Annotated in this window: 12 protein-coding genes; 5 read left to right on the top strand and 7 right to left on the bottom strand. The window is 42.5% G+C overall.

What is annotated here, in order from left to right:
* Nucleotides 1–27: 27 nt before the first annotated feature.
* The 3 genes from efeB to PGLA_RS24460 all read right to left on the bottom strand — a co-directional run bounded on the left by efeB (nucleotide 28) and on the right by PGLA_RS24460 (nucleotide 2,679).
* Nucleotides 28–1,332: an iron uptake transporter deferrochelatase/peroxidase subunit gene (efeB, locus tag PGLA_RS24470; RefSeq protein WP_068537805.1), complete on the bottom strand. Its 1,305-nt coding sequence runs from the start codon at nucleotides 1,330–1,332 to the stop codon at nucleotides 28–30.
* A gap of 6 nt (nucleotides 1,333–1,338) precedes the next feature.
* Complete coding sequence (efeO, locus tag PGLA_RS24465; protein ID WP_068537804.1) at nucleotides 1,339–2,217, bottom strand: iron uptake system protein EfeO; 879 nt, start codon at nucleotides 2,215–2,217, stop codon at nucleotides 1,339–1,341.
* 99 nt (nucleotides 2,218–2,316) lie between these two features.
* Nucleotides 2,317–2,679 carry a winged helix-turn-helix transcriptional regulator gene (locus tag PGLA_RS24460; protein WP_068537803.1) on the bottom strand — a complete coding sequence of 121 codons (363 nt, stop codon included), beginning with the start codon at nucleotides 2,677–2,679 and terminating at the stop codon, nucleotides 2,317–2,319.
* Between the two features lie 137 nt (nucleotides 2,680–2,816).
* Between PGLA_RS24460 and PGLA_RS24455 the strand changes: the two genes are divergently transcribed.
* From PGLA_RS24455 to PGLA_RS24445, 3 genes are all read left to right on the top strand, one after another.
* The gene (locus tag PGLA_RS24455; protein ID WP_068537802.1) at nucleotides 2,817–4,004 is read left to right on the top strand and encodes an MFS transporter; all 1,188 of its coding nucleotides are present in this window, start codon (nucleotides 2,817–2,819) and stop codon (nucleotides 4,002–4,004) included.
* An 83-nt stretch (nucleotides 4,005–4,087) separates the two neighbouring features.
* On the top strand, nucleotides 4,088–4,930 hold the full coding sequence (locus tag PGLA_RS24450) for an aldo/keto reductase (RefSeq protein WP_068537974.1): 843 nt from the start codon (nucleotides 4,088–4,090) through the stop codon (nucleotides 4,928–4,930).
* Nucleotides 4,931–5,146: 216 nt separating this feature from the next.
* The gene (locus PGLA_RS24445) at nucleotides 5,147–5,500 is read left to right on the top strand and encodes a hypothetical protein (protein WP_068537801.1); all 354 of its coding nucleotides are present in this window, start codon (nucleotides 5,147–5,149) and stop codon (nucleotides 5,498–5,500) included.
* A gap of 52 nt (nucleotides 5,501–5,552) precedes the next feature.
* Here the strand turns inward: PGLA_RS24445 and PGLA_RS24440 are convergent, their stop codons facing one another.
* The 4 genes from PGLA_RS24440 to PGLA_RS24425 form a co-directional block, all read right to left on the bottom strand.
* Nucleotides 5,553–6,200: a 3'-5' exonuclease gene (locus tag PGLA_RS24440; RefSeq protein ID WP_068537800.1), complete on the bottom strand. Its 648-nt coding sequence runs from the start codon at nucleotides 6,198–6,200 to the stop codon at nucleotides 5,553–5,555.
* Nucleotides 6,201–6,384: 184 nt separating this feature from the next.
* Entirely contained in the window at nucleotides 6,385–7,359 is a 975-nt protein-coding gene (locus PGLA_RS24435) for an electron transfer flavoprotein subunit alpha/FixB family protein (protein WP_068537799.1), read from the bottom strand.
* A 22-nt stretch (nucleotides 7,360–7,381) separates the two neighbouring features.
* Nucleotides 7,382–8,155, bottom strand: a complete 774-nt coding sequence (locus PGLA_RS24430) for an electron transfer flavoprotein subunit beta/FixA family protein (RefSeq protein WP_068537798.1) — start codon at nucleotides 8,153–8,155, stop codon at nucleotides 7,382–7,384.
* Between the two features lie 24 nt (nucleotides 8,156–8,179).
* Nucleotides 8,180–8,761: a fatty acid metabolism transcriptional regulator FadR gene (locus PGLA_RS24425; protein ID WP_068537797.1), complete on the bottom strand. Its 582-nt coding sequence runs from the start codon at nucleotides 8,759–8,761 to the stop codon at nucleotides 8,180–8,182.
* Nucleotides 8,762–8,941: 180 nt separating this feature from the next.
* Between PGLA_RS24425 and PGLA_RS24420 the strand changes: the two genes are divergently transcribed.
* A complete protein-coding gene (locus PGLA_RS24420) occupies nucleotides 8,942–11,095 on the top strand; it encodes a heterodisulfide reductase-related iron-sulfur binding cluster (RefSeq protein ID WP_068537796.1) in 2,154 nt (717 codons plus the stop codon).
* A gap of 28 nt (nucleotides 11,096–11,123) precedes the next feature.
* Nucleotides 11,124–13,520, top strand: coding sequence for a 3-hydroxyacyl-CoA dehydrogenase/enoyl-CoA hydratase family protein (locus PGLA_RS24415; protein WP_068537795.1), 2,397 nt, complete (start codon nucleotides 11,124–11,126; stop codon nucleotides 13,518–13,520).
* Nucleotides 13,521–13,532 lie beyond the last annotated feature (12 nt).

The following is a 13,532-nucleotide window of genomic DNA, read 5'->3' as shown; positions in this document are numbered from 1 at the left end:
GTGGGCTAGACGTAAGGAAACCCTATTCTATATCCGACCGAATAGGGTTTCTCCAATAAATCCGCCTTCTGTCGTTCCAGGGAAGCAGGCAAAGACAGCACTACCCTTATGAACTGCGTATTCGTTTAACAAATCATTATTAGCTAAGCGTTGTTGGATGGGGATGAATTGCTTTTGTAAATCTCGTTGGAAACTGATAAAGAGTAAGCCGGCATCCAGTTGGCCTGTTTTGAGATCCATTCCACTTGAATAGGAGTAGGAACGACGGAGCATCTGAATACTACCGTCACCATGAGCTAATGCTACATGGGAGTTCGTAGGAATAACGGGTTGACCCTTTGAATCAACTTCATCCAACTTAAGGGTATCGAACTCATCCTTTGATCCAAGTGGAGCACCAGTATGACGATGACGACCGAAGGTGTTCTCTTGATCACTCAGGGTACTACGATCCCATACTTCAATACGCATACGAACTCGACGCACAGCCATATAGGATCCGCCTGTCATCCAACTCGTTCCATCGATAGACTGACTCCAGACAACTTCATTCATCAGTGTACTGTCCGTTGCGTCTGGGTTAGCAGTTCCGTCTTTGAAGCCAAGTAGATTTCGAGGTGTTGCAGATTTGGGATCAGCTTGAGCACTTCGTTGGAAGCCTTCTTGTGTCCAACGAAGTACAGCCGTTCCTCGAGCAATTCGGGCCAAGTTACGGATGGCATGGAAGGCTACTTGGAGATCATCTGCACATACCTGAACGCATAAATCACCACCACACCATTCCGGCTCTAGACTGTCAGCCTTGAAGAGTGGAAGCTCTTGGAATGAGGGAGGACGTTTATTCTGTAGACCAAATCGTGCATCGAATAGAGAAGGTCCGACACCAAAGGTTATTGTACAACGTGATGGTGAAAGCTCTGCAGCTTCACCTGTATCAGAGGGAGGAAGATTAGGATTATCGTTCACGTTGCCAATGAGCGATCCTGATGCGATAGATGCTGATGCTGTAGTCCATTTTTGAAACATCTTACGGATGTCACTGACATTATCTGCAATAACATCAAAAGCAGCAAAACAGATGAAGTTCTGTGACGGAGTTATGATTCCAGCCTGATGCGCCCCATAGAAAGGGATGGAATCTGGATCTTGATTAAGCGATGTTGAGGGGGAAGATTTAGTCTTAATCTCAGATGATAGAATGCTACCTATAGCACCACCGCCAAGTAATAGACCGACGCCACCAACACCAGCAAGCCGCAGCATATCGCGGCGGCTTAATTTTTTATTCAACATAAGATTACTTTGAACGTCGTTCTGTTTATCTTGTTCCATGGTTATTTACACTCCTAAAATGGTTCCCATATTGGATAGTGGTTCTGCTAGAGCATCAAGAGTCTGGCTGAGTTTACGAATTTGGTCTTCTTTAAGTACTTCGTATGAAACGTAAGCATCGTTGACTTTAAATGGTGCCAATTCCTTCTGTAAGGAAGCAAACCGCTCACCAATGTCCTTTTCCAAGTCAGCATCTTTCTTCTGTAGTTCCGGTTTCAATAATTCATATATTTTGGCAGCACCCTCTACATTGGCTGCGAAGTCATAAAGATCTGTATGGGAATAACGCTCTTCTTCCCCTGTTACTTTAGAAGAGGATACCTCGTTTAGAAGCTCAACGGCACCTGTAACAAGCATGCTTGCATTGATATCCACTGTTTCTACTTTAGCGCGAAGGAGTTGAGCGTCCTTGAGAAGTTGATCAGCGACTTCTTCTTCTCCCTTTGTTGTTCCATCTTCCCAAAGTGCTTTCTCAATGTGATGGAATCCACGCCATTCACTCGGATCGACATCGCCATCTCGGGCATCGATATTAGGATCTAAATCCCCAAGGGCTTCAGCAATCGGTTCAATTCGTTCGTAGTACATGCGGGTAGGTGCGTATAATGCCTTCGCTTCTTCAAGGTTACCTTTTTTTACAGCAGTAGTGAATTTCTCGGTTTCTTTCACGAACAGATCACATTGTTCAATGACATATGAACGATATTGATCAATAGCCGGTTGTAGATCTGGAGAAGCGGTAGATTGGGATGGGTTAGTATTCGTTGCTACAGTTTCGGAAGTGGTTGATTTATTCAACGCAGGCTCTGCATTATTTTTAGCACAACCTGTAAATAGAATAGAGGAAATCAATAGGCTTGCGGGTACAACATAACGTAAATTCAAAAAGAACACCCCTTGTTTTTTTATAAATGATAATGATTATCAATATCGGATAATCATTATCATAGAACGAGGTCCATTCCACTGTCAATACATTTTTCCCTACTGGTTCAAGATGCTCTCTTCTAATACAGAGGATTTATCTCCGTAGACTTTAGTCAGATGAGTATCTCCCCATGCACAGAGAGAGTTTAGAATATTTTGCAGACTCCACCCATATTCACTTAGCTCATAATATACTTTGGGTGGAACTTGATTGTAGCTAATTCGATTAATAATGCCATCTTGCTCTAACTCTCGTAGTTGCTGTGTTAGCATTTTTTGTGTAATGACAGGCATTAAACGTTTTAATTCACTGGTACGTTTTTTGCCATGAGTTAGATGACATAGAATAACGCATTTCCATTTGCCACCTATGACTTCGAGTGTAGCTTCAACTGAGATATTGTATTTCTTTTGAACCATTGTTAGCCTCCTAATTACAACCAAGGGTACTTTTTAGTGCCTATATCACTTTTAAGTACGTACTTCTCTATTTGGACGATATGATTCATAATAGCATTCACCGGCCGGTAATGATATCACAATTAAGGAGTACTTTAATGAATATAGATAACAAACGAAGTATATTGGCGCTATTGGCATTGGCAGTGAGCGCATTTGCGATTGGAACAACAGAATTTATTAGTGTGGGGCTATTACCTCTTATATCTCAAGATCTACACGTTCCTATCACGACTGCAGGGTTAACCGTCTCATTGTATGCTCTTGGGGTAACAATCGGAGCGCCCGTATTAACTTCGATGACTTCTAGTATGTCTCGTAAATCGTTACTAATGTGGATTATGGTTGTTTTTATTATTGGAAATAGTATTGCTGCAAGTGCTACAAGCATGGGGGTATTACTTGGTGCTCGTGTCATTTCAGCACTAGCACACGGTGTGTTTATGGCCATTGGTGCGACGATAGCTGCTGATTTGGTACCTGCAAACCGTAAGGCTAGTGCTATAGCCATCATGTTTACAGGACTTACTGTAGCGACGGTTACGGGTGTCCCTTTTGGTACTTTTATAGGTCAGCAATTGAGTTGGAGATTTGCTTTTGTTGTTATCGTCATTATTGGGATCGTTGCCTTAATTGCTAACAGCATTCTTATTCCATCTGATTTACGTAAAGGAACTCGTATGTTGTTCCGTGATCAACTTAAACTCGTTACCAATGGACGGTTATTACTTGTATTTGTGATTACAGCTTTAGGATATGGGGGGACATTCGTTGTCTTTACTTATTTATCCCCATTACTTCAAGATGTTACCGGATTTAAGTCAGGAACCGTTGCAGTTATTTTACTCGTCTACGGAATCTCTATTGCTATTGGGAACACAATTGGTGGAAAGCTAGCGAATCGAAACCCCATTAATGCATTATTTTATATGTTTCTAATTCAGGCTGTTGTACTCATAACCTTAACGTTTACGGCACCTTTTAAAGTAGTAGGTTTAATTACGATTATGTTGATGGGGCTATTTGCCTTCATGAACGTACCAGGATTGCAATTCTATGTCGTTACTCTAGCCGAACGTTATGTGCCAAGCGCCATTGAAATGGCATCTGCGATCAATATTGCCGCGTTTAATGTAGGGATTGCCTTGGGAGCGTATCTAGGTGGAGTAATCACAGATTCCATTGGACTGATACACACACCGTGGATAGGAGGAGTGATGGTTTTTGTAGCGGTGATACTTACAGGTTGGAGTAGATCCCTAGAGAGAAAGTTTCACGAAGAGTGATGAATTAGCAGCTTTTGAATGAGAGACAATATATATTCACGGTAATAGGTTAACAAAATCATTTAATCGGAGGAAATAATATGATAAGCACAACATTACAAGACACAACAACATTGCACAACGGTGTATTCATGCCATGGTTTGGTATTGGCGTATTTAAAGTAGAAGAAGGTGCTGAGTTAGTTCAGGCTGTGTCAATCGCTATTAAAGAGGGTTATCGCAGTATTGATACCGCAGCGATTTATGGAAATGAAGAGAGTGTCGGAGTGGGTATACGTCAGGGCATGGCCGATGCTGGAATTTCTAGAGAAGAATTGTTCGTAACATCTAAAGTGTGGAATGCTGATTTAGGATATGAAGCTACAATCGCAGCCTACGAAACAAGCTTAAAGAAGCTTGGTTTAGAGTATCTCGACTTATATCTTATTCACTGGCCTGTTGTAGGGAAGTATAAGGATGCATGGAGAGCACTAGAGACGCTATACAAAGAGGGAAAAGTAAAAGCTATCGGTGTCAGCAATTTTCAAATTCATCATCTTGAAGACGTCATGAAAGATGCAGTGGTTAAACCGATGGTAAACCAAGTGGAATACCACCCACTCCTAAGCCAGAAAGAACTGTTATCCTTTTGCAAGGAGCAAGGGATTCAATTGGAAGCTTGGTCTCCGTTGATGCAAGGTCAATTATTAGATCATTCAGTATTAAAAGAGATTGCTGATAAATATCAAAAATCGACTGCTCAAGTCATTCTTCGTTGGGATTTACAGAATGGTGTTGTGACGATTCCTAAATCTACGAAAGAACATCGTATCATTGAAAATGCAAATGTGTTCGATTTCGAGTTATCCAAAGAGGATATGGAACGTATTGATAGTTTAAATGAGAATCAACGCGTTGGTCCAGACCCGGACAATTTCGATTTTTAATAAAGAAGACTATACTTTAGTAGATGACTCCAATATGTGCGTTTGGGGTCATCTTTTTTATGCTCAATATCTGAAATAATAGTATAGTTTGATAATGTGTGTATATCCATATAATCATTAAATTGATATAATAGTTAAAATATTACTTATTTAAATTATTTACAATAAACTTTTTTTCTAACATATCACTCCATACCGAGAAGGGAGGTGAAACCAATGAAAAAAGTTGTCTTAATCGTATTTTTAGCTTTCTTCGCCTTCTCTACTAACGCATTTGCTGCCTATACTGCAACATCATATGATTTGACAGTTAGCCAAGTTGCTCAACATAAATTAAGTGTTGGCCTTTGGAGTTCCACGAATGAAACCGTTGAGTTAACGCTCTATTCCAAAGGGCCTCAGGGTCAACTTAGTCAAGTCTTCTCTACTACCGTGAATATTGGACCTACAACTCCAAGTCCAGTCGAGTATTCAGTAGGATACCTTGCTACAGGAACCTATGTCGTTAAAGGCGTATTTCAAGGATCTTATGGTAGTCTAGGACCGGTTGGTTTATATCAAGCCTATTAATAATAAGTTAAGAAAAAGGACAAGCGAACTGATATTTCAGCCGCTTGTCCTTTTATATGCCAGAGTTAATATTATATCTTGGGTAGCTTCTTGAGGTTGGTTTCTTCGAACTTTTCTTTGTAGGAGCCGAGAATGGAGTATAACCTCCAGTAAACATCGACCCTATCTTGCAACTGTGGGCTTTGGAGAGTTGTATTGGATCAGAGTGCCGTTCTTGTTCAAGTAGTTTCAATAGAATCTTCGCACATGCGCGAGCATCATCTAATGCTTCATGATGGTTGAGCGGAATGTCATAATAGTCAGCAATAACATTTAGTTTAAAAGAAGGCATGTCTTGCAACAACTTTTTGCTTAGTAAATAAGTACAGTAATATTGAAACGATGGGTAATCTATTACCGATTTATCTAAACAGTAACGTAAAACACTCATATCAAATGAGGCATTATGTGCAACAATCTGTTTTCCTTGCAGGAGAGGTTCAAGCGTTGGCCAGAGCTCTTGGAATGTAGGTTGTCCGCTAACCATAGCGGGAGTGATCCCGTGAATCTGTATATTTCGATAATCAAAAGGCTGCTCTGGATCGATTAACCAGACGTATTCTGATGTAATCATACCTCCTTGAACTTCTACAAGTCCTAGTGAACAGGCGCTTGATCGGTTCGCATTCGCTGTTTCAAAGTCAATTGCAACAAAATCCATATGTAAAAACTCCTTATTATTCGTATCAGGTATAAATAGCTATATCTAGTGTGTCTCTATTAATACTATCGTGACATACTAGAAAATACAATCAACTAAAACGTTCCAACCTCCATGTTAAAAATGACCCATAGCTCTCAATGGAGTAGCCATGGGTCGTTCTAATTCCATTCCAATATCAATATTAAGCCAACGCTCTCTTGAACTCTTCAGTCAAGAGTGGAACGACGACGAATAAATCACCGACGATACCGTAATCAGCCAATTTGAATATGGGTGCTTCAGGGTCTTTGTTAATGGCGATGATGATGCGGGATTGACTCATTCCAGCTAAATGCTGGATCGCACCGCTGATCCCACAAGCGATATAAATTTCAGGCGTGACCACTTTGCCGGTCTGACCGATCTGCAAGGCATAATCGCAATACCCCGCATCGCATGCTCCACGAGAGGCACCAACAGCTCCATTTAACACGTCAGCTAGCTCTTGAAGAGGTTTGAATCCATCGACGCTCTTAACACCTCTTCCACCGGATACGACGATTTTAGCTTCTGTTAGATCTACTTTACCTGAGGTTTTACGAATGACGTCTTGCACAATGGAGCGAAGGGATGAAGGCGGAACGTAGTCAATTGTAATGATTTGAGCATGTGAGTCGATAGTGTCAGCGGCAACGATATTGTTGGGGCGTATCGTCACGACTTGGGGCGTATGAGAGAATTTTTTCTGTTCAAAGGCTTTGCCTGCATAAAGCGGTCTGGTATATAGCACTTCTGTCTCAGACTTTTCAATGGCAATAACGTCAGAGAGCTGACCTGCCTCTAAATATGCAGCAATCATTGGTGCTAACTCACGACCAACAGCGGTATGTCCTAGAAAAACGGCATGAGGGTTCAAGGTGTTCAATACTTCTTTAATAAGAGGGAATTGAATTTCGGCGTTGTATGTCTTCAAATCCACATGGTCGATGACATAAACCTGTCCGCTCACGTACTGGGATAATTGTTCGGCAATAGCTGAAATCTGATGTCCCATTATAATGACGGAAACGGGATCGCCATCCTCCTTAACCAGAGCAACAGATTGAAATGCTTCCAAAGTCACCTGACGCAGCTTACCATCGCGTACTTCTGCGACGATAACGTATGATTTACTCATAAGGTCATCCCCTTTTATTGGATTAAATCCCTAACACATCAGATTGTTGAAGAAGGTGAACGAGTTGAGATGCTTGTTCGTTAAGTTCACCTTGTAATATGTGACCTGACTTGCGCGAAGGAGGGAGGAAGAGAGAGACACGTTGTGTTTTGGCAATGATCTCTGATGCTGTAAGACCTAAATCATCTATGGTGAAGTGGTGAAAGGGCTTCTTCTTAGCTTTCATAATTCCAGATAGTGATGGGTAACGTGGTTCATTCAGCCCTTGCTGCGCAGTGAATAGGGCAGGGAGGGTAACTTTCACGGTTTCGGTATCCCCTTCGGAATCACGCGAGACGATAGCATGGTCGTCATAAACATCTAACTTAATAATCGAAGCAACATGGGGAATATTGAGGAGTTGTGAGAGGCGAATACCCACTTGGCCCCCCCCGTTATCAATAGAGAAATTCCCCCCAAGAATGAGATCATAGGGTTGATTGTTGGCGAAATATGCGGACAATACTTTTGAGATGCTAAATTCATCACTCTCTATTCGATCATCAGTGATGAGAACAGCTTGATCGGCGCCCAATGCAAGAGCAGTCCTTAATGCTTCAGCTGTGCGACTAGGCCCAATGGAAACGACGGTGATGGAACCCCCATGTTGTTCCTTTTGGCGTATAGCTTCCTCGAGCGCATATTCATCATACGGATTAATGACATATTTAACTCCGTCGTCGGGAATATCCCCATCTTGAATAACAATTTTCTCCTCTGTATCGAACGTTTGTTTGAGAATGACATAGATATTCATGTGACCAAGCTCCCCTTCTAACGATTATTTCAAGCCTTTCAGTAAAAACTCAACCGTTTTGTCTACCTGGGCAGTTAACGAATATTTCCTTCCAGAGATGAGCCAAGAGGTAACGACCTCATCCATTCCTCCAAACAATAACAACCGTGTCAACTTAATATCGAGATCAGGTCGGAAGAGCTTCTCTTGAACGCCTTGTTCTAGAATTTCCTCAATCAGTTGAATGTAGGGTTTCACGGCAAGACCAATTGCTTTACGGAGTTCAAGTGAACTTTGACGGAGTTCGATCTGAGTCACATAAGCGAGATTTACGTTTTGCTCCAATTCTGTGTAATGGATCTCACAAATTTTACGTATCGCCTCTTCCGCCGAATTTGTTTTGCGAATGCTGCTATTGAACATGCTGACCAAGTCACCCAATCGTTGTTGAAAGAGGGAAATGAGAATATCTTCTTTGTTTTTAAAATAAAGATAGACTGTACCGTCAGCTATACCTGCCTCCTTAGCAATTTTGGATATCTGAGAACGATGAAAGCCATTCTCAGCAATGACCTTTAATGCAGCTTCCAGAATGAGTTCAAATTTCTCGTGTTTTCTACTTATCATGGAGCACCTCGGTGTTCGTGTTTGGAAAATGAATGAATCCTCATTCATTTTTTTATAATCATATGCATGAAGTGAATGAATTATCTATATAGATTGAACTAAAGACTAAAGTAGCTTTAGATCATTCTATCTTTATAGATTGAACTAAAGGCGAAATTGGGGTGTGAAAGGAGGGGAGAGATGGGTTGGCAGATGGCGAATTTCCTTTTATTCCTGATGATAACAGGCTATGGCATCTATTTATTTTATAAAGCTGTGTATCATCGCTATCTATATCTAAAGCTTGGAGGACCAGCAGACTTCCGACAACGTGCTGAGGGAAGATGGACGGAGTTTCTGTCACAGGTATTCGGTCAGAAGAAGTTGATGAAGGATCCTAAGAGTGGATTGATGCACATCGTTATTTTTTACGGATTCATTATTTTACAGTTTGGTGCATTGGATATTATCGTCAAAGGCTTAACAGGTGGCAAACACTTACCGATTCCGGGATATGCAGTGTTTGGGCTTATGCAGGAAATAACGGTTGTTCTAATCTTGGTTGCTATGGGATACGCCGCTTATCGTCGTTATGGGGAGAAACTTACCCGATTGAAAAAAGGATGGAAGCCAAGTCTCGTCATCTTGTTCATCTTCTCCTTGATGTTATCTGTCGTTCTATGTTTAAGTTTCGAACGTTTATGGCTGGGTTTAGCGTTTTCTAATTACTCACCGATATCCTCCTTTATCGCATTAGCTTTAACTGGAATTTCAAGCTCTACAGCATATGGATGGTTCATGGTGTCCTGGTGGATGCATCTATTGATTTTATTAGCATTTCTGGTCTATGTTCCCCAGTCGAAGCATTTTCATATTATGACCGCTCCGCTTAACATTTGGTTCCGTCGTAGCGCACCGGTCGGTCAGCTCACAAAGATAGATTTGGAAGATGAAGAAGCGGAAACCTTCGGCGTTGGTAAGATCGAGGAATTCTCGCAGAAGCAAATGCTCGATTTCTACGCCTGTGTGGAATGTGGACGATGTACTGAGGTGTGTCCTGCGAGCAGTACTGGTAAGGTGTTATCGCCGATGCACCTCATTACGAAGCTTCGGGATCATATGGTGGAGAAGGGAACATCGATAACGGGGAAATCGCCTTGGGTGCCCCAATATTTGTTTTCTACTAGTGGTGCTCATGCACTAAATCTAGAGAAGAAAGAACAGGTTGGATGGCATACAAATGATATCGGTATCACGAATATCGTGCCAACACTTGACTGGCATAAATCAACATGGGTTGAACAGGACAAGAAACCTGAAGAGCTAGAACTTATTGGTGATGTCATATCAGAAGAGGAAATATGGTCTTGTACGACCTGTCGTAATTGTGAAGATCAATGTCCGGTAAGTAATGAACACGTTGATAAAATTATTGATTTGCGCAGACATTTGGTGTTGATGCAAGGTAGTGTTCCTCATGAGGGACAGCGCGCGATGCAGAATATTGAGAGACAGGGAAATCCATGGGGCTTAAATCGGAACGACCGTGCCACATGGACTGGAGATATCGGAGGGATTAAAGTACCAACGGTGAAGGAGAACCCTGATTTCGAATACTTGTTTTTTGTTGGATCGATGGGTTCATATGATATTCGTAGTCGTTCCATTTCCAGAGCATTTGCAAGGTTATTAAATGAATCTGGCATTTCCTTCGCCATTCTGGGGAACGAGGAGAAGAACTCAGGAGATACACCACGTCGAATGGGCAACGAGATGTTGTTCCAACAGCTATGCACCGATAACATTGGCATCTTTCAGAAGTATGGTGTTCAGAAGATTGTCACCGCCTGTCCGCATACGTTCAACACATTGAAGAATGAGTATCCTGAATTCGGACTTGAGGGTGTTGAAGTCACCCACCACACGCAGCTACTCGACAAGCTCATTCAAGAAGGGAAGTTGAATCCCCGACATGAAGTGAAGGAACGGATTACGTATCACGACTCCTGCTATCTAGGTCGTTACAACAATGTCTATGACGAACCACGCAATATCCTGAAAGCTATACCTGGCGTAGAAATGGCTGAAATGAAGCGGTCTCGAGAGAATGGCATGTGTTGTGGTGCTGGTGGTGGCATGATGTGGTTAGAGGAGACGTCTGGTAAGCGGGTGAATCTGGCTCGAACTGAGCAGGCGTTAGAAGTGAATCCGACAGTCATTAGTAGTGCTTGTCCTTACTGTCTGACGATGATGGAGGATGGTACGAAGATGAAGGAAGTTGAGGAACGTGTCAAAGCGAAAGACATCGCAGAAATTCTGGAGCAATCCGTATTCGGGGATCATCCCATTCGTTAAATAGAACTGAACTGGAGGAAAGTAAAAGATGAACAAAACCATTCGTAAGGCGGCAGTCATCGGATCGGGAATTATGGGTTCAGGCATTGCGGCTCATCTAGCTAACGTTGGAATTTCATGCATATTGTTGGACGTGGTACCGAAAAACTTGACGGATGAGGAAACACAAAAAGGATACTCCCTCGAACATCCTGCTGTCAGGAATCGGTTGGCTACAGGAGCCATTGCGAAATTAAGAAAAAGTACGCCCTCGTCCCTTTATGACGATACATTCGCGGAGAGGATCACAGCTGGGAATCTGGAGGATCATCTTTCGCACATATCGGAAGTCGATTGGGTAATCGAGGTTGTTGTTGAGAATCTTCAAGTCAAAAAGGATCTATTGAACAAGGTAGAACGCTATTGGAAGCCCGGAACGATTGTAAGTTCTAATACGTCAGGCATATCGATTCAAGAGATGGTCGCTGATTGTAGCGAACCATTTCAGGCAAGCTTTCTAGGTACGCATTTTTTTAATCCACCCCGCTATATGAAGTTGTTAGAAATCATTCCAGGAACCAAGACCGACCCGGGGATTGTTCAGCAGATGAAAGTATTTTGTCAGAATGTTCTAGGAAAAGGTGTCGTTCTGGCTAAGGATACTCCGAATTTTATCGCAAATCGAATTGGGACATACGGACTTCTCATTACATTGCAAGAGATGCTGAAGAATGGTTTCACTATAGAGGAAGTAGATGCGGTCACCGGACCTGCGCTGGGACGCCCCAAAAGTGCCACCTTCCGGACGTTAGATATGGTCGGACTTGATACATTCGTTCATGTGGCAGACAACGTGTACGCTAACATAACAGATGAAACGGAGAAAGCAGCTTTTGCGGCTCCAGATGCGCTGACTAGTATGGTCGCACGAGGTTGGTTTGGTGAGAAGTCTGGCCAAGGATTTTATCTGAAGAAAAAAGGGACTAACGGTAGTGAAATATGGTCGCTTGATCTCGTGTCCATGGAATATTATCCACAGAAAAAGGTGACCTCCGGCTCGCTAGAAGCAGCGAAACTAGCAAAAGGTGCTAGGGGGAAAACAAAGGCATTAATCGCTGCAGGTGACCGCTATTCTGAATTCGCATGGAATATTCTCAAGCAGGTACTCATTTACTCCGCTGAAAAGGTCGGCGAAATCGCGAACTCCATTCATGAAATCGACGAAGCGATGAAGTGGGGGTTTAACTGGGAATTAGGTCCGTTTGAAACATGGGATGCTATGGGGTTGGTCAGATCTGTTGAACGTATGGAAAGGGAAGGGTTGAGTGTTCCATCGTGGGTGAAGGAATGGATCGCAGCAGGTAATCAATCCTTTTATCAGAAGGAGAAAGGCACCTTATATTATGTATCTGAACAGAGCTTGAAGTTAGTAGAACAGCCACCGGAAATCATTACACTGAGTAGCTTGAAGGAGCAGAACAAGATTGTCAAAGGAAACGATGGTGCGAGCCTGATTGATCTTGGAGACGGTGTAGCTTGCCTCGAATTTCATTCACCTAACAATGCCATCGGTGCAGATATATTGATGATGATCCAGCAAAGTTTGGTGGAAGTGCGAAATAACTTTGAAGGTATGATCATCGCTAATCAGGGGCGGAATTTCTGTGTAGGTGCGAATATTATGTTGCTGTTGATGGAAGCACAAGATGATGAATGGGATGAAATTGATAGTATTATTCGCATGTTCCAGAACACGATGTACAAAGTAAAAAGATTTGAAAAGCCTGTTGTCGCCGCTCCACATCGGATGACCTTGGGTGGAGGCGTAGAAGCTTGCATGCCTGCGGATCAAGTTATTGCTGGGGCTGAAACGTATTACGGTTTAGTTGAAGTGGGTGTTGGGCTAATACCTGGAGGTGGCGGATGCAAAGAACTAGCGCTGCGGATAAGCCAGCATGTGGGACATTCGGATGTGGATCTTCAACCATATATCAATCATATTTTTGAAACCGTAGGAATGGCTAAAGTCTCAACCAGTGGTCATGATGCTAAAAAGTTAGGTTATCTTCGTTCAACAGATCGAATTATTGCCAATCAGGATCACTTAATATATGAAGCTAAACAGGCTGTTCTACGGATGAGCAAAGCAGGTTATGAACCGATCCCAGAAGAGAAGATTCGGGTCGCTGGTTCAGAAGGTAAGGCAGTGCTACAACTGGGGGCTATTGGGATGAGAGAAAGTGGTTACATTAGTGATCACGATCTGTTGATTGCAAAGAAACTGGCTCATGTACTGGCTGGTGGTGATTTACAATCGGGTACGCTTGTGAGTGAACAGTATATGCTCGATCTGGAGCGGGAAGCATTCCTGAGCTTGTGTGGGGAGTTGAAGACCCAACAACGGATGCAACATATGTTGACGAAAGGTAAAGCGCTTCGAAATTAATCTTCGAAACAG

Origin of the sequence: Paenibacillus glacialis (genome assembly GCF_001637205.1) — a bacterium.
Taxonomy (GTDB): Bacteria; Bacillota; Bacilli; order Paenibacillales; family Paenibacillaceae; genus Paenibacillus_AQ; species Paenibacillus_AQ glacialis.
This window is presented reverse-complemented; position numbering and strand designations above follow the sequence as displayed.